This window comes from Flavobacterium sp. GT3R68, assembly GCF_007109225.1.
In the GTDB taxonomy this organism is placed as follows: Bacteria; Bacteroidota; Bacteroidia; order Flavobacteriales; family Flavobacteriaceae; genus Flavobacterium.
In genome coordinates, this window is sequence record NZ_VJZK01000001.1 from 923,776 (window position 1) to 941,600 (window position 17,825).

15 protein-coding genes are annotated in these 17,825 nt (G+C 38.2%); 4 read left to right on the top strand and 11 right to left on the bottom strand.

Annotated features, from left to right (window positions below):
* Nucleotides 1–46: 46 nt before the first annotated feature.
* Both fbaA and FNW07_RS03990 read right to left on the bottom strand, forming a co-directional pair.
* Nucleotides 47–1,114 (bottom strand): class II fructose-bisphosphate aldolase, encoded by a 1,068-nt coding sequence (gene fbaA, locus FNW07_RS03985; protein WP_126743675.1) that lies wholly within the window; start codon nt 1,112–1,114, stop codon nt 47–49.
* A 50-nt stretch (nt 1,115–1,164) separates the two neighbouring features.
* Nucleotides 1,165–3,711 carry a BamA/TamA family outer membrane protein gene (locus FNW07_RS03990; protein WP_126743676.1) on the bottom strand — a complete coding sequence of 849 codons (2,547 nt, stop codon included), beginning with the start codon at nt 3,709–3,711 and terminating at the stop codon, nt 1,165–1,167.
* A gap of 38 nt (nt 3,712–3,749) precedes the next feature.
* Between FNW07_RS03990 and FNW07_RS03995 the strand changes: the two genes are divergently transcribed.
* On the top strand, nt 3,750–4,478 hold the full coding sequence (locus FNW07_RS03995) for an RNA methyltransferase (RefSeq protein WP_126743677.1): 729 nt from the start codon (nt 3,750–3,752) through the stop codon (nt 4,476–4,478).
* 7 nt (nt 4,479–4,485) lie between these two features.
* Here FNW07_RS03995 and FNW07_RS04000 read toward each other — a convergent pair whose 3' ends face one another.
* From FNW07_RS04000 to FNW07_RS04040, 8 genes are all read right to left on the bottom strand, one after another.
* Nucleotides 4,486–5,190, bottom strand: a complete 705-nt coding sequence (locus tag FNW07_RS04000; protein WP_126743678.1) for a porin family protein — start codon at nt 5,188–5,190, stop codon at nt 4,486–4,488.
* A gap of 1 nt (nt 5,191) precedes the next feature.
* Nucleotides 5,192–5,923, bottom strand: coding sequence for a bifunctional demethylmenaquinone methyltransferase/2-methoxy-6-polyprenyl-1,4-benzoquinol methylase UbiE (ubiE, locus tag FNW07_RS04005; RefSeq protein ID WP_126743679.1), 732 nt, complete (start codon nt 5,921–5,923; stop codon nt 5,192–5,194).
* 606 nt (nt 5,924–6,529) lie between these two features.
* Nucleotides 6,530–7,012 carry a dihydrofolate reductase gene (locus FNW07_RS04015; protein WP_126743680.1) on the bottom strand — a complete coding sequence of 161 codons (483 nt, stop codon included), beginning with the start codon at nt 7,010–7,012 and terminating at the stop codon, nt 6,530–6,532.
* Nucleotides 7,013–7,044: 32 nt separating this feature from the next.
* Nucleotides 7,045–7,377: a 2TM domain-containing protein gene (locus FNW07_RS04020; RefSeq protein ID WP_126743681.1), complete on the bottom strand. Its 333-nt coding sequence runs from the start codon at nt 7,375–7,377 to the stop codon at nt 7,045–7,047.
* A 79-nt stretch (nt 7,378–7,456) separates the two neighbouring features.
* A complete protein-coding gene (locus FNW07_RS04025; RefSeq protein WP_126743682.1) occupies nt 7,457–8,281 on the bottom strand; it encodes a thymidylate synthase in 825 nt (274 codons plus the stop codon).
* A 58-nt stretch (nt 8,282–8,339) separates the two neighbouring features.
* Nucleotides 8,340–8,966 carry a bifunctional nuclease family protein gene (locus FNW07_RS04030; RefSeq protein WP_126743683.1) on the bottom strand — a complete coding sequence of 209 codons (627 nt, stop codon included), beginning with the start codon at nt 8,964–8,966 and terminating at the stop codon, nt 8,340–8,342.
* Between the two features lie 96 nt (nt 8,967–9,062).
* Nucleotides 9,063–10,028, bottom strand: a complete 966-nt coding sequence (locus FNW07_RS04035; RefSeq protein WP_126743684.1) for an electron transfer flavoprotein subunit alpha/FixB family protein — start codon at nt 10,026–10,028, stop codon at nt 9,063–9,065.
* Between the two features lie 65 nt (nt 10,029–10,093).
* On the bottom strand, nt 10,094–10,840 hold the full coding sequence (locus FNW07_RS04040; RefSeq protein WP_126743685.1) for an electron transfer flavoprotein subunit beta/FixA family protein: 747 nt from the start codon (nt 10,838–10,840) through the stop codon (nt 10,094–10,096).
* A gap of 343 nt (nt 10,841–11,183) precedes the next feature.
* Between FNW07_RS04040 and FNW07_RS04045 the strand changes: the two genes are divergently transcribed.
* The 3 genes from FNW07_RS04045 (at nt 11,184) to FNW07_RS04055 (ending at nt 16,819) form a co-directional block, all read left to right on the top strand.
* The gene (locus FNW07_RS04045; protein ID WP_126743686.1) at nt 11,184–12,902 is read left to right on the top strand and encodes a hypothetical protein; all 1,719 of its coding nucleotides are present in this window, start codon (nt 11,184–11,186) and stop codon (nt 12,900–12,902) included.
* A 370-nt stretch (nt 12,903–13,272) separates the two neighbouring features.
* Complete coding sequence (locus FNW07_RS04050; RefSeq protein WP_126743687.1) at nt 13,273–14,250, top strand: pyruvate dehydrogenase complex E1 component subunit beta; 978 nt, start codon at nt 13,273–13,275, stop codon at nt 14,248–14,250.
* A 70-nt stretch (nt 14,251–14,320) separates the two neighbouring features.
* Nucleotides 14,321–16,819 carry a DUF5686 and carboxypeptidase-like regulatory domain-containing protein gene (locus FNW07_RS04055; RefSeq protein WP_126743688.1) on the top strand — a complete coding sequence of 833 codons (2,499 nt, stop codon included), beginning with the start codon at nt 14,321–14,323 and terminating at the stop codon, nt 16,817–16,819.
* On the opposite strand, the gene FNW07_RS04060 is transcribed toward FNW07_RS04055, so the two are convergent.
* A complete protein-coding gene (locus FNW07_RS04060) occupies nt 16,816–17,763 on the bottom strand; it encodes a beta-1,6-N-acetylglucosaminyltransferase (protein ID WP_126743689.1) in 948 nt (315 codons plus the stop codon). The two genes, FNW07_RS04055 and FNW07_RS04060, sit on opposite strands and share 4 nt — an antisense overlap.
* Nucleotides 17,764–17,825: the final 62 nt, after the last annotated feature.

The window sequence follows — 17,825 nt, forward strand, 5'->3', positions numbered from 1 at the left end:
CGGATTTAGGAGTTTTGTCCAAAATTCACAATTCGTAATTTAAAATTTATAATGTATTTACGTTATTCAAATCTGCAAAAGCCTGCTCCAATCGGGTGTTGAATGTTATTTCGCCTTCACGGACCCATTTTCTTGGGTCATAATATTTTTTGTTTGGTTGCTCGTCACCTTCCGGGTTACCGATTTGTGTTTTCAGGTAGTCAATATTCTTAACTACATAATCACGTACTCCTTCAGTAAAAGCAAATTGTAAATCGGTATCAATGTTCATTTTTATCACTCCATATCCGATAGCTTCCCTGATTTCTTCCAAAGTCGACCCGGAACCTCCGTGGAAAACAAAATCAACCGGATTATGCTCCGTATTGAATTTTTGCTGCACATAATTCTGAGAATTATCCAAGATTTTCGGTGTCAGTTTAACGTTACCTGGTTTATAAACACCGTGAACATTTCCGAACGCCGCGGCAATGGTAAAACGAGGGCTTATTTTTAGCAATTCCTCATAGGCATACGCCACTTCTTCTGGTTGCGTATATAATTTTGAGCTGTCCACATCCGAATTGTCGACGCCATCTTCCTCACCACCGGTGATTCCAAGTTCGATTTCCAATGTCATGCCAATTTTGCTCATTCTTTTTAAATATTCCTTACAGATTTCAATATTTTCCTCGATTGGCTCTTCCGATAAATCGATCATATGAGAACTATATAATGGTTTTCCGGTTTCAGCAAAATGTTTTTCGCTGGCTTCCAATAAACCGTCAATCCAAGGTAATAATTTTTTAGCACAATGATCCGTGTGAAGAATAACGGTTGCACCATATGCTTCCGCTAATGTATGAATGTGTTTGGCGCCAGCAATTCCGCCAAGTATCGCAGCTTTTTCGTTTTCATTGGACAATCCTTTTCCGGCATTAAAGATGCATCCGCCATTCGAGAACTGAATGATTACGGGTGCGTTTAATTTTGCGGCTGTTTCCATAACCCCATTTACGGTGCTGGAACCGGTAACATTGACTGCAGGAAGTGCAAATCCTTTTTCTTTTGCATATCTAAAAATTTCCTGAACCTGATCTCCAGTTGCAACGCCTGGTTTTATATTGTGAGCCATAGTGGATTTATTTTAAGAATTAAAGGATACAAAAATAAGAATTTATAAAATTAGAAAGGATAATTAATTCCAATATTTAAGACAGAATGACTAAAATTATAATCACGAAACCATCTGTCGCCCACTTCATCTGCCGGATTATAAGTTTTAAAACCAAAATCAAGGCGCACTACAAAAAAGTTAAAATCGTACCGCAATCCGAAACCGGAACCGATGGCACTATTTTCCAAAGACTTTAAACTGGAGAATACAGACTTTTCATCTTCCACATTATCAAGTACATTCCAGATATTTCCGGCATCGACAAAGAAAGCTCCGTTTAAATCCCCGAACAGGTTAAAGCGAATTTCTGCACTAAGGGCCAGTTTCATGTTGGCTTCATTAAAATCATTAGTAGCTCCGCTGCTTCCGGGTCCTAAGCCATAGGACTTCCAAGCTCTATTGTCATTGGACCCGCCAGCAAAGTAACTTCTGGAAAAAGGAACGCTTTCGGAATTTCCATAAGGTATAGCAATACCCGCAAAGGCTCTCATGGCAAAAACCCTCTTTCTTTTAAGATCCCAATGCTTGATATATTCGAATTCGGTTTTGAAGTATTGCGAATATTCCACGTCAAAAATAGTCCTGTTCCCATTCTGATTTTTCAGTTGTCTGGACGTATTAGCCAATAGCGATAAAAAATTTCCGGCCGATTCCATTTTAGTTTTGAACACATAAAATTCATTATCATTCAGATCTGTTTTGGATGTTTTTGAAAATCCGTAACTCGTCGCGAAAATCAAATTGTTTTCGGTAAGCCGTTGTCTTCTTTCTTCAATGCTTTTGATGGTTTTGAAATCATTTATATTATACGCACTTGGATTTGATAACACATCATTGATAAAACCGGTAGTTCCCGTCTCGATGATCAGATTATTTTCGTTTGGAGGATCATCAAAATAGTCTGAGTCGGCAGGAAGGTAAATGTTTGCCAGATCGTTCAATACACCATAAGAAGACAGGTAGACATTGAAATAATTTCCGGTATTTACATTTTTGACATACTGAATATTGAACAGGTCAAAACGTACCGACGTATTTCTTTTCGGATTCCAGTTGTAACTCAGGACACTCGTGAAATTTTCCTTATCCAACCCGATATTTCGTTGTTTGGCATATCCTAAGGAAAGACTGGTGGACGGTATCATGTTTTTAGGAATGATACGTTCCGTATTTAAAGGAAAAAAGATTCTTGGGAAATTGAGTTTCATGTCAAACCCATATTCCGATACATTGAAAAAATTATCGTCTGGATTGGCCAAAGCTTTGGAAGAACCGATATTACCCCTGGCGGCAAGTTCCAGTGTTTCGGCCCCTCTGAAAATATTTCGAATCGTCAGCGAAGTACTTCCCACAATACCAAAATCCTGGATATTGGAGTGTGTAAAATCCAGTCCTGCGCCAAAATGGTATTTCTTTCTGGAAGTCAGATAAATATCCGCGATTAGCGAGTTCTTGATAGTATCCCTGGTGTCAACGCGATATTGTATCGACGGATAATTGAACACCCGAAGATTACTTAGATAACGTGAGGTCAGCGTAGTTCTGAAATCAGCAAATACGCTTCCTTTTGTAATGAAAACAGCATCTGTAATTGCTTTTGGCCTGTATTTTAATTTTGTCGCACTGTATAGGTTGAAATTCTTATATGTGGTGCTGTCGGTGTTTACTGCCTTGCCATCGGTAAAAATATTAACTTCACTGATTTTATAAATTTTGAACGGGACCGTTTGGGTGGAATCTCCTTCACGATAATTATAATCGTCGATAACTAAATCAAGATTCACTTTATTGTGGACATTCAGCGTGTCTACATTATAGGTAATAAAATTTGGTTGAAAATGAAAAACCCCATTATTCCTGAAGTTCGTTGTAATACGGATTCTTTCCGCATCCAAATCATCTTTTTTGTATTGCTTTCCGGTTTTCAGGAACGTCAGTCCCTTGCTTTTTTGATACAAAGAATCCAGTGCTGGGGTGCTTATGCGGGTATTTATAGTGTCTAATATCCAAGGATTTCCGGTAATAACCATATATTGAATCTGCCCCTTTTTGGGTTTGAGCGAATCCAATTTATAAGTGGTTTTATTACTGAAATAACCCTGGTTGAAATAATACGATTTTAAGCGGGTAGCCGATTTTTTGGTGCTGCGTTCCTCGATAATAACGGGCGGCTCTCCGGTTCTTTTCAGGAAGTTATGAATACCGAAATACCAAAATGATTTTCCCAAACGGTCCACCTGTTTTTTCGACAGCAATTTGGCCATCCTTTTGTATTTCGAAGGGTTTTTTATAAATTTTGCTTTGTAAACAGAATCCGGATTTTTTTTCGCTATGTTGTATAAGTTCAATCGCAACCGGTAACCAAAAATCTTGCTGTTGGGCTTCTGGTACAATTGGCTGGACACTTCCTCATCTTTTTCCTTTTTACCATTTGTCAGGATTTTATTCCTTATAAGAAGCTGTTTTCCATCGGGAACTCGTTTTACAGCATTACATCCGGAGATAATTATTCCTATTAGAATAAATAATGATATTTTTGTGATTATGTTTCTCAAGTGTTGTGGAATATTTAATTCAAAAGTACATTATTTTCATGGTTAGTAAAAACCAAATAAAGTTAATAACGAGTTTACAGCAAAAAAAATACCGCTTGGCACATCAATTATTTATTGCCGAAGGTGCAAAAGTAATTCAGGAATTGCTGCTATCCAAGTTTGAGCTGGAGCATTTGTATCTGACAGAGCCTCTTTTTAATCGTGTTCTTGCATCTCAGAAAACAATCGTAAGCGAAAGTGATTTGAAAAAAATAAGTGCATTGGCCACGCCTAATAATTGTCTGGCGGTTTTTAAGATGCAGGATGCAAAACCGGTCATTGAAAAAGGATTGATTGTCGCACTTGACGATATACGTGATCCGGGAAATTTAGGCACCATCATGCGGTTATGCGACTGGTTTGGAATTGAGCAATTACTTTGTTCGGAACATACGGTAGATATTTATAATCCAAAAGTGGTTCAGGCAACCATGGGCTCCATAACCAGAGTGAATGTCAATTATATCGATTTGGATGCTTTTTTAGAAAATACTGCCTTGCCGGTTTTTGGTACTTTTATGAATGGCAAAAATATATATACCGAAAAATTACCTAAAGAAGGAATTATTGTCATGGGAAATGAAGCTAATGGTATTTCCAAAAATAACGAAATCACCATCAAAAACAGACTGACTATTCCGAGATTTGGAAATTTACAAGTAACCGAAAGTCTGAATGTCGCTACAGCTACCGCTATTGTTTTAAGTGAATTTAGAAGAAGTAATTGATTTCTTTCTAGTGGAAAGTAAAATTGATTAAGACTGCCCTGGTTTTCATGGATTCAATATTGGAAGTCCACGGACTGTTTGGGTCATTGTCCCGGATAAGTTCATCCTGTAATCCGAAAACCCCTCTGATGGAAGGTGAAAATTTGAAATATTCGAAATACATGTCGATTCCAAAGCCGATTTCATAGTTGTTTGTCCAGCGTTTTACCCGAAAGCGTTGTTCGAGATTGTCATCTTTTGATTTGGAATTACTTCCTAAATTTAAAGTTGTAGAAAGACCTCCTACTAAATAAGGCCGGATATTTCCGGTTCGTAATGCTGAAAATTTCAATAATAAGGGGAAATGTATATAGGTAGCCCGCACTTCCCGATAGGCATCCAGTTCACTGGTGAAATTAGGGAAGGTCAGATTTCTTTGCGTGTAATAAAGTCCCGGTTCAAATCTTAAATTAATATATTCTTGAAGTCTTAAATCTCCGACCAGACCCACATTGAAACCAGTAGTGGTTTCGGTGGAGATGTCTTTTTGGTTCATACTTTTATAATCGAACTTATAATCGTAGGAATTGAATCCAAGGAAATAACCCCAATATACCCGGTCTTTGTCAAAATTCTCCAAATTTATAAGTGGGTCTTTTCCGAACATTCCCTTTGCCTGTGCCAAGCTATTTAATGTGAAGGACAGTAAAATAAAAACAAATAATTTCTTCATACTATTTTTTTGAAGCCGAATAAATGGTAGCTACGCCAAAAGTTTGCGGTTTTGCTACAACATCTATAAACCCAATTTTTCTTAAAATATTGTTTAACGCTTCACCGTATGGAAAAACAGATGCGGATTCAGATAAATATTGATAAGCAGAGGTGTCTTTGGAGAATAATTTCCCTATCAGAGGAAGCATGTATTTAGAGTATAATTTATAACCCTGTTTGAAAGGAGTTTTTTCCGGAACAGAAGTTTCTAAAATCACGAAGATACCGTTTGGTTTCAATACCCGAAGGATTTCGCCCAGACCTTTGTCCAGATGTTCAAAATTACGAACCCCAAAAGCAACGGTGATGGCATCAAAAGTATTGTCTTCAAATGGCATGCTTTCGGAATCAGCCAATATCATTTCAATTTTGTCAGATAAGTTTCGTTCTGCTATTTTTTTTCTTCCCACCTCCAACATTCCAGCGGAAATATCCAGGCCGATTATTTTTTTTGCGTCTGTATTAGTCATTAAAATGGCCAGGTCACCCGTTCCGGTAGCAATATCGAGAATTGTATTCGGATTGGTAGCAGCGACTAATTGCAGAACTTTTTTACGCCACTTAATATCTACTCCGAATGAAATCACTCTGTTAAGACCGTCGTAATTTCCAGAAATTGTGTCAAACATCTGGGCAACCTGCTCTTTTTTTCCTAACGAAGAGTTTTTATATGGAGTTATATTTTCTGGCATCTTATTTAATTTGCACAAATATAAACAAACTATATATTTTATAAATGGCTTTCGATTGATAATTAATCACTTTAAATGGTATCCCGATAAACGAATACGCAGACAAATTCAGTTAAACGAGGTATCCCTAAATTTAGGGATAGAAAAATCACTATATATGGGGATTGTGGGGATTGTTTTTATTGTTGAATTTTACAATATCAAAAACTGGTAAAAATGATTATTATGTTTTCAAGGATAATAGCTGAATTTAAATGGGTGCTTTTAGCGCTTGTTTTAGCTTGTGTACTTGATAATATTTTCAATAGCGACCTTTTCCGTAATGAAACCATGAATAACGTATCACACAAATTTTTAGGGTTAAATTTTGTTTTAGAAATTTTGGTTTATTTCGCTTTTAGTACCTTCGTGGTATTTGGTATTAAAGGCTTTTTCGAGATGTACTCGCAAAAAACGGCTAACATGATTATCTTCGTTTCCGGAGTAATCTTAACGGCAGTTATTTTTGTTTTAAGTTATCAGATTTTATTCCAGGATTAGGCAATTTTATTAAATTTATTTTTATTAGTTAAACATCTCGATTTTGTCGGGATGTTTTTTTTACAACTAATTCCTAATATAGGTCTGGTAGGTAAAATCACAATTGTGTTTTTCATCTTTTGAATGAAATTCCTCAGTACTCAGACGCCATTCTTTTTTATCAATTTCCGGAAAAAAAGCATCAGCATCAAAATTATCGTGAACCCTTGTCAGTTCAATCTTGTCTGCAAATGGAAGTGCCAAATTGTAAATTTCGCCCCCGCCAATAATGTAGATGTCTTCGTCTTTGGGTGAAATAGCTAGCGCATTTTCAATACTGTCCGTAACGATACATCCTTCAGGCCTGTAGTTTTGCTGACGGCTAATGACAATATGGGTTCTGTTGGGCAGTGGTTTTGGGAAACTCTGGAAAGTTTTTCTTCCCATGATGATATGGTGCCCTGAAGTCAATTGTTTGAAACGTTTAAAATCATCCGGCAAGTGCCAGCACAATTCATTATTTTTTCCGAGCGCATGGTTTTCTGCCGCGGCGGCAATGAGTATGATCATTCTGTGGTAGTTTGGTCAGCTTCGAAATCAAATCAGGCGACATAATTCTCCTGCACCTGTTGTTCTAATTCTTTTATTTTTCGTTGCTGTTTAATAATAAGATTGTCAATTTGGGCTCTTTCCCAATTTTTATTCATGAAGCGGTCCGTGATGTACACTTTTATGAAATGGAGGATAAAAAAGAATAACCACGTCGTGGACAGCCACAGGAACCAGTTGTTTGGTTCGCCAATATTCATTAGGTGGTTAGTGGCAAACATAAACAGGCTCCCAACCAAAAAGAAAACGCAATGAAAATAGAGCATTTTCTTTTGCTTTATTCTTCTCCTTGCATATTCATATATTTCGTGAGGTGTGTTCTCCATAAAAAAAATATTTAGCTAAAGATAGCAAAATTGTTTAAAAAATATTAAATGGGGAAACCAAAATTCAATTTATCCTGTATTATACAGCTACGGCTCCTTTTATATGAGGGTGCGGTTCGTATCCTTCCAATGTGAAATCCTCAAATGTAAAATCGAAAATATTTTTTACTTCCGGATTTAAAATCATTTTTGGCAATGGTTTCGGAGCTCGGGACAATTGCAGTTCCAATTGTTCAATATGGTTATTGTAAATATGGGCATCACCAAAAGTATGAATGAATTCCCCCGGCTGTAAATCACAAACCTGCGCAACCATCATTGTGAAGAGGGCATAAGATGCAATGTTGAAAGGAACGCCAAGAAAAATATCGGCACTTCTTTGGTACAGCTGGCAGGATAATTTACCGTCGGCTACATAAAACTGGAAAAAAGCATGACAAGGCGGTAAAGCGGCTTTTCCATTGGCTACATTTTCTGAAAAAGACTTGGAGGTGTCCGGCAAAACACTTGGATTCCATGCCGAAACAAGCATCCTGCGGCTGTTCGGATTCGTTTTTAGAGTATCAATAAGTTCGGTAATCTGATCTATTTCTTCATTGTTCCAATTACGCCATTGATGTCCGTAAACCGGTCCTAAATCCCCGTTTTCATCAGCCCAGTCATCCCAGATTTTAACGCCGTTTTCTTTTAAATACCCAATATTCGTGTCGCCTTTTAAAAACCACAATAATTCATAAACAATAGATTTCAGGTGTAGTTTTTTTGTAGTTACCATCGGGAAACCTTCGCTGAGGTCAAAACGCATCTGGTAGCCAAAAACACTTTTTGTCCCTGTTCCTGTTCTGTCACCTTTTTGCGCGCCGGTTTCTAAAACATGCTGCACTAAATCTAAATATTGCTTCATTGGGGGTAATTTTTATAGGATGATTTGAAAGGCCAAAGTAACACTTTCGGATTAATTTCTATGATTCTCTTTTAGAAATTTCGTCCCGGATTTTAGCGGCTTTTTCATAATCTTCGTGCTCAACGGCAGCATCCAGCATTTCGGTTAATTCGGACATGCTGTGTTTGGTGTACACGCCTCCGGATTGATTAGTTTCTTCCATTCCGAAAGTTTCGGGGTTGGATAAAACATCATCAAGTTCCTGAGCGCCCTTATCGGTTTCTGAAGGACTGGCTTTCAGGTAAATACCAGCCTTGTCCAGAATGTTTTTATAGGTGAAAATAGGAGCGTTGAAACGCAATGCCAAAGCAATCGCGTCTGAAGTCCTTGCGTCAACAATCTCTTCGATTTTATCTCTTTCGCAAATGATGCTGGAGTAAAAAACGCCGTCCACGAGCTTGTGGATAATGACTTGTTTGACAATGATATCAAAACGATCTGCGAAGTTTTTAAATAAATCGTGCGTCAATGGACGCGGTGGTTTGATTTCTTTTTCTAGGGCAATAGCTATAGACTGCGCCTCAAAAGCACCAATGACAATTGGTAATTTTCTATCGCCGTCAACCTCATTTAATATTAATGCATACGCACCATTTTGAGTCTGACTGTACGAAATTCCTTTTATGGTTAATTTTACTAAGCTCATACCTGCAAAAGTACGAAGAATTATAAATATAAAAAAGAGGCTATCGGAATTTTGTTAAATTCAAATAACCTCTTTAAAAGAATATATAAAAAACTATTAGCTGTGAGCCTTGAAAGCTTTTAGTTTCTCGATTAATTTTGGTATAATTTCAAAGGCATCACCTACCACACCATAGTCGGCAACTTTAAAGAAAGGCGCTTCCGGATCGGCATTGATAACTACTTTTACTTTAGAAGAGTTGATTCCGGCAATATGCTGAATCGCTCCCGAAATTCCTACTGCAATATATAGATTAGCGGCAACCGGTTTTCCGGTTTGTCCCACGTGTTCATTGTGTGGTCTCCATCCTAAATCAGATACCGGTTTCGAGCATGCTGTTGCAGCTCCTAAAACTGCTGCCAATTCTTCAATCATTCCCCAGTTTTCGGGACCTTTCATCCCACGACCTGCAGACACCACGATGTCAGCATCCGCGATGGTTACTTTTCCCGAAGCTTTTTCAACAGATTCCACTTTTACACCAAAATCATTCTCGCCAATAGTCGGATTGAAATCTTCCTGAGTTAATGTCGAAGCGTTTTCGAAAACACCGTATGAATTTTTAGCTAATCCTAATACTTTTACATCTGTCGCAATTTCCGTAATGTTGAAAGCTTTGTTAGAGAACGCATTTCTTTTGACCTGAAAGGGCGAAGTGCTTACCGGCAATCCCACAACATTAGAAGCAAATCCTGCACTTAATGAAACGGCTACTAGAGGAGCCATGTACAAACTATCCGTTGTAGAGGAAAGCAAAACCAGTTTCACATTTTCTTTTAGGGCTGCCTGCTTGATCACATCAGCGTATGCTTTTGCTGTAAAACCCGCTAATTTATCGTTGTTTACTTTTAATACTTTATCGACGCCGTATTTTGATAAATCAGAAACATCACCTGCATTTACAGTAACGGCCGTTACAGTTGTTCCCAATGATTCGGCTACTTTTTTTGCGTAAGAAGCTAATTCGAAAGCTACTTTTTTAAATTTTCCTTCTGCTGATTCAGCGTATATTAAAATTGACATAGTCTTTTTGTTTAATGATTTTTGTTTGCGTTTTGATATATTCCCGAAAGGTCAAAAACGGAAAACTAAATTACTTTGGCTTCTGTATGTAATAGGTTAACTAATTCGTCCAGATTATCAGCGCTTACTAGTTTTACTGCCGATTTTGGTGCCGGTTTTTCAAATTTCACTGCTTTGGTTTCAGAAGATGCGGCTACCGGTTCCACGATAGTAAGAACTTTGGTTCTTGCTGTCATAATTCCTCTCATGTTCGGGATTCTTAAATCTTTTTCCTCTACCAGTCCTTTTTGTCCACCAATAATTAAAGGTAATGTAGTGCTTACTGTTTCTTTTCCACCATCAATTTCTCTGGATGCTTTTACTGCGTTTCCGTCAACAGTTAAGCTCACACAAGAATTCAAAAAGTTGTATCCCAACAGTCCGGCCATCATTCCAGGAACCATTCCGCCATTGTAGTCCAATGATTCTTTTCCTGCAATAATTAAGTCATAACCACCGTTTTTGATTACTTCTGCCAATTGCGTAGCTACAAAAAATCCTTCAGTTGGAGCGGCATTCACACGGATTGCTTCGTTAGCGCCAATTGCCAATGCTTTTCTTAAGGTAGGTTCGGTATCCGGTCCACCCACATTTACTACAGTAACTGTAGCACCTTGTTGCTCCTGGAACCAAATCGCTCTGGTTAAACCGAATTCGTCGTTTGGATTGATAACAAACTGAACACCGTTGGTGTCAAATTCAGAATCACCGTTGGTGAAATTAATTTTTGAAGTAGTATCAGGAACGTGACTGATGCAAACTAATATTTTCATTTTGTATAATTTAAAGGGTAAAATTTTCAGGGCACTAAATTAGTAATTTATTTTTATAAAAAAAGCTATGCATGCATAATGTATTCCAATAACAATATTTCAATTATAATTTTATTTTTTAAGTAATTAGCGTAGCATTATTGTAAGATAAATCTAACTTAACGATTTTTATGGATTTTCTAAGAAGGATTTTGAGGTGAAATTTTTGTGCTGAAAGAAGAGTGAAACCAAATAGAGGCTGTAGTGAAGTTGTAAACCTTATAAAATATGCAATAACAATAAATTTGTTGATTAGCATTGCTCGAAATGTTGTTTATATTTATAAAAATTTTACAAAAAGATTATGAAAAAAATATTCCTTTTATTATTAGCTTTTGTCCTCATATTATCATGTTCAGCAGACGACGCTGCAAATTCTATAGACCAAAACGGTGGTGAGATTTTTCGTTCTCAAGTAGTGACTGTTACTATGAGCAGTGTAACTTTATTGGATAATGAATACCAAGGAACTCTGGATGGAGCTGCCATTACTTTAACGAAATCTGAAGATAGCAAATTATTATTTTTAGTACCTTATGCTACAACAATTGGATTACATGATTTAGTAATCCCTTCATTAGATAATGCTACCATTCATTATGATGTTAAAAACACAGTGCTTTCTGAAACACCTGAAGTAACAATGGCGCCGTTTCTGGCCAATCTTAATACGTTTTCGCAGACCCTTGATGCTTCTCCTGAAGCCGCGGCTGTGCAGCATACAATCGACAGTTTCAACGCCGTCTTCACCAATGCAAGTGCGGAGGATAAAACCACGATGGCCATTTTATACAAATCCAATAACGCTATTTTCAATGACTTGATCCTAAACGATTTCAGCTCCGTTACCGACAGAACCATCGATCCTAACGATGTGGTGACTTTAGCAAAGCATTCCGCTGCCGTCTATCTGATGGCCGCCGGAGCCATAGTCGCTATTGCCGAGCCAACCAAGATTGGCGTTGTGGTAGGCGGGGTATTGGTTGCTGTCGGGGCTTACAAGGCAAGGGCCTATTTCCTCGTGCTGCTCGAAAGGAAGCTAAACTGCATTAACCTAAGCCTCAACGGTCTTTTCGGGAACAATGACCGAAATGCCACCGCTACGGCACTGACTTTCCAGAACCAAGTATCGAGCATAATTCCCTTCAATACTGTTGACCGCGGACTCATCGCCGCTGACAGCGGCAAGACCCAGCCCGGAGCAGTCTCCTTCTTTAAGGTATATAACCGCTACAATTACTTCGTCAATAAATTGAACAGCATCATCATTTGGGTCAACAACAATATTGCCTTTGCTGATTTCAGGACCATTCCCACCGAGCAACTGGCCGTGACTAACCCCTTGGTAAATACCCAGGCCGGTATAACCAGCTTCAGCCATTTCACCTTCTCGGTGAACCACCCGGACCTTGTGCTGCAAAGCGTTTATCCTATCAACGGCTCGTTAGACATTAAGATTAATTTTGTTAATACCCCTGCCACAGTGCCTGTCGAATCATTTTTGTATTACAGCTACAACGACTCCTTCAGCAGCTTTTCGGGCAAAATACCCATCACTGTGATTCCTACCTTTATGCTTATCGGGACTTGGAACCTCGAATCATATGGAGGCGTGCCTTTGGGCACTAATGCCGTTGCCGATTATTATGTAAACTGTAGTCCGATGATTGTAAGGACTTACATCGCATATGTCAGTGAGACTCTTACTTTCAACGGTGCATATTCAGGTACTATGACCAGCCAGAATTCGAGGATAAAGACTGATACGCGCGTTTTTGCCGGGTCTGACTGCATTCTTACTATGGATTATCCCGACGAGATGACTCCATTGTCCTCTAGTAGCAATGTTTCTTTTACATTAAATCAGAGAACATTGAAAACCGTCGGTATTTCTGAGGATTATTTCCACGACATGCGCATTATATCCCCAAATAAAATCGGGATTACATACCACTACGGGTGGGAAATTTCCTTTCCTCTATCACCCGTTTTCGCAGGCGAATTTATATACGTGAGACAATAAAACGACTACCTCTTAAAGGGATATATATAATACTATTATCGATGTTCGGTAAGAGGTCTTTTATGTATATCCCAGAAATCGAACCTAACTAAATAGAGGGTTCTACAGTGGTTGATAAATATAATTTTAGAATCTTTGTAGTTCTCCCCAAACGCCCGGATTTAAAATCAATGCCTGCAAAAAATAATTAAACAAAAAGCAACTCGAGAGGGTTGCTTTTGTTTTATGTAAATGATCTCAACCTTTTTAAAATCCTTGATAAGCAGAATCTCAAAATAAGGTATTTAACAACTTTAAATATAATTTACATCATAAGTGATTTAAAATAATTATTTTTGCTTTTCAAAATTACAGAGATACATAAAAAGATATGAGAACGATACAATTTAGAGAGGCAATTTGCGAAGCGATGAGTGAAGAAATGCGTCGTGATGAGTCCGTATATTTAATGGGTGAAGAAGTGGCTGAATACAATGGAGCTTACAAAGCTTCCAAAGGAATGCTGGACGAATTCGGCCCGAAAAGAGTCATTGACACACCGATTGCTGAACTTGGTTTTGCAGGAATTGCGGTGGGTTCTGCGATGAATGGCTGTCGCCCGATTGTGGAATACATGACTTTCAACTTCTCTTTAGTAGGTATCGATCAGATTATCAATAACGCGGCAAAAATGCGTCAGATGTCAGCCGGACAGTTCCCTATGCCAATGGTCTTCAGGGGGCCTACAGCTTCTGCCGGACAACTAGGTGCAACACACTCTCAGGCATTCGAAAACTGGTTTGCTAACACGCCAGGACTGAAAGTAGTGGTGCCGTCTACTGTTTATGATGCGAAAGGATTGCTAAAAGCAGCTATCCGTGATAATGATCCTGTGATTTTCATGGAATCAGAACAAATGTATGGCGACAAAGGGGAGGTGCCGGATGGCGATTACATCATTCCAATTGGTGTTGCCGATATCAAACGTGCCGGAACAGATGTAACCATTGTTACTTTTGGAAAAATTATCAAAGAAGCGCATCACGCTGCTGACGAATTGGCAAAAGAAGGAATCTCCTGCGAAATTATCGATTTGAGAACCGTTCGTCCTATGGATTATGATACGATTTTGACTTCAGTAAAAAAAACCAATCGTTTGGTAGTATTGGAAGAAGCGTGGCCATTTGCCAGTGTGGCTTCCGAAATTACATATATCGTTCAGGAACGTGCTTTTGATTTCCTGGATGCTCCAATCCAAAGAATTACGACTGCCGATACGCCTGCGCCTTATTCTCCTACATTATTGAAAGAATGGCTTCCAAATGCAAATGACGTTATAAAAGCAGTTAAAAAAGTAATGTATAAATAATCGGATATTTAAATTAACTATATTTGAAACTTCATCAAAAATTTTCTGATGGAGTTTTTTTTTTTGACTTATGAAAAAGAAATTATTTTTTTGCCTGTTTTTTATCATTGGGTTATCGAATGTACTTTGCTCCCAGACTAAAGTAAGCGGTATGGTTGTTGACAATAGCAATCAGCCCGTGCCTTATGCGAACGTAGTTTTCAAAGGATCCACCGAAGGAATTGTGACCAATGAAGACGGTCGTTTTTATATTGAATCGCCAAAAACATATACCGCTGTAATTGTTTCTTTTGCAGGTTTTGATACGAAAGAAGTGCCTTTGCCTAAAGCAGTCAACTATGATTTTATCATTAAAATCAACGATGGTGAAAAACTGAAGGAAGTCGTTATATTCTCCGGAAAAACATCGAAGAAAAACAATCCGGCCCTTGATATCCTTCGTAAAATCTGGGAAAGAAAACGCAAAAACGGACTTCGTATGTTCAACCAGTATCAGATGGATAAATACGAAAAGGTAGAATTCGATATGAATACCATCGATAGTGCTTATATGAAAAGTAAACTTTTCAAAGGGATGGAGTTTATTTTCAAACAGGTAGATACTTCGGATGTTACCGGGAAAACCTATTTGCCGATCTTTATAAATGAGGCACTTTCGAATGTCTATGGTGATAATGTAAAAAATAAAGTCAAAGAAATTTTAAAGGCCAATAAAAATTCGGGTTTTAGTTCCAATCAGCAGATTATTGCTTTTGTAAAAGATCTTTATAATGAATATGATATTTATAACAATTATCTGACGTTTTACGATAAAACCTTTACCAGCCCGTTGTCAAAAACAGGTATTGACGTTTATAATTATGTATTGCGTGACAGTTCTTTCATTGATAAAAAATGGTGTTATAATATCGTTTTCTATCCAAGACGAAAAAATGAGCTGACTTTCAAGGGTGATTTCTGGGTGAATGACACCACTTTCGCGATCAAAAATATCAGTATGGCGGTGACCAAAAGCGCCAACATCAACTGGGTGAAAGACATTTATATAGAACAGGAATTTGAAGTGCTGAACGATTCGGTTTTCCTTTTGAAGCGAGACTATATGATGACCGATTTTGCTTTTAACAAAAAAGAAAAATCAAGAGGTTTGTACGGAAAGAGAACTACTCTTTTTCAAAATCATAAGTTTAACATCCAAAAACCCGAGAATTTTTACAAAGCAGAAGTTAATAATCAGGACGCAACTGCTTACGAGCGTTCCAACGAATTCTGGGCAGAAAACCGATTTGAAAAGCTGAATAAAAATGAGGCCGGCGTTTATAAAATGCTTGATACACTTCAGACCAATAAGAAATTCAGACAGATTTTCGACTTAGTGACTATTCTTGGAAGTGGCTATATTCCAAAAGGGCATTTTGATTATGGACCCATTTTTTCCACTTTTGGCACCAATGAAGTCGAAGGTCTCCGATTGCGTGCTGGAGGAAGGACGTATTTTGGAATGAATGACCTATGGCGTGTGCAAGGATATACCGCCTATGGATTTAAAGACGACAAATTCAAATACGGATTTTCGGGAAAATGGCTGATCGATAAAAAAAACCGAATCATGATTGCCGGTGGGAACCGAAGGGATATTGAACAGATCGGAGCGGCATTGACCACCACAAATGATGTACTGGGACGAAGTTTCGCCTCGTCGGCACTTTTCACCACCGGTAGCAACGGGAAATTAACGAATATCAATCTGACATCGTTCTCGATAGAAATCGAACCGTTCAAAAATTTCACGGTGCAAACCGGCTATTCGTATCGAACTTTAGCTTCTGCATCATCCACATTTAGTCTGGATTATTATAAAGTCTTGCCGGATGCATTAGGAAATGGCGGCGTGGTCGAAAGCGAAGTCAAACAGTCCGAACTGAACCTGCAGATTGATTATACGCCGGGTAGAAAAGCCATTGGTTATGGTGTCGAAAGATCGTATGTCGACAGTCCGTATTCCCGAATTTTCGTCAATTACAGTCTTGGGGTTAAAGGATTGGCCGATAGTGATTTCGATTATAAAAAATTACAGTTGTACTACAAAAAACCGTTTCTTATTGGTGGGGTAGGCCGACTCAACGCAATTGTAGAACTCGGTAAAACTTATGGTGATGTGCCTTTGGGATTATTAAGTATCGTTCCCGGAAATCAAACGTATTTCACGATAGAAAACACGTTCAACTTATTGGATTTCTATGAATTTGAAACCGATCAATACGCAACGTTCCAGTTGGAGCATAATTTTGGCGGAAGGATTTTCTCCCGAATTCCGTTCCTTCGAAAACTGAACTGGAGAGAAACCATCGGCGTTAAAGGAGTATACGGAAACATCACCGACAGCAATCGGGCGCTGAATGCATCCGGACTGGTTTATCGCGCACCCGAAGATGGCTATTGGGAATACAATGCCGGAATCGGGAACATCTTTAAAGTATTCAAAATCGAATTCAGCTGGAGAGGGAGTTACATCACACCTGAAACGAGAAATTTCGGAATCAAAGGTTCGTTGGGGTTTTATTTCTAAATACTGTCGAGCAGTTCAAATATTTCCTTATCGGTTTCCAAATCAAATTTTCGTGCATACAGCATGTTGTGCGGTTGTTGTTTTAATTCGGCTAAATCAGACGAAACAAAAGTGACCGGTAGCGGGCAATTTTTCCGGGACCAATTGGCATAGTGTAGCGAAGGTTTAAATATAATTGTCGGATCATTTTGGCATAACCGCATGATAATCGACTGAAAGAAAATCTCGTCCGGCAACAGCGTATACTGATGATGCGCAATGAAATCAGGATTCAGGTCTACAAAATCAATAATCTTATCGACGGTCTCTAATGACAGCGCCCACCATTGCCCACCGGCATAGGATGGAATGTTTTCATATGGTATCCTTTTGGTAACCAAATGGGAATAAAAAGAGGATTTTGACAATAAACCGGGTCTAAAAAGAAGCACTTTACCCAATTTATTAATGGTCTTCAACGTATAAAAATACTTGCTCAGTAACCTCGGAATCAGAACATGGTCTGCTCTTATATCCGAAATATTATATTTATAGAACTGTAATTTTTCAACCCATTCCGGAGCGTTTAGTACCTTGTCCAGCGGAGAAATATCGATAAAATCACAGCCGGCATTTTCATCCAGATACGCGTTTATCTGTTCGTTGGTTTTTATCGGGTAATCCTGCCCGCTCAATAAAATAACAGTACCTTTTCTGGAATCTTTTAATATTTGTCGCAGTGCATTTAGGGTTCCTTTTACAATTCCGATATCGCCCCAAGTGCCTTTTTCTCTCGGATTTACAAAACTGACATTGGCAAGAGACTCAAAAGCCCTAAACGGTTCAATCTCGATATTTTTATCCACATGAATATAAAAATGTGATTGCTTGTCAGCAAGCCTTTCAATCAAAAGTTTCAATTGTCCGGGATTTTTATGAGCCAGAATAATATAGCTTTTTTGCATATAGGAGGGAGAATGTTATTTTTGCCAAAAATAGTTTTATTAAATTGATTGTCAAACAATTT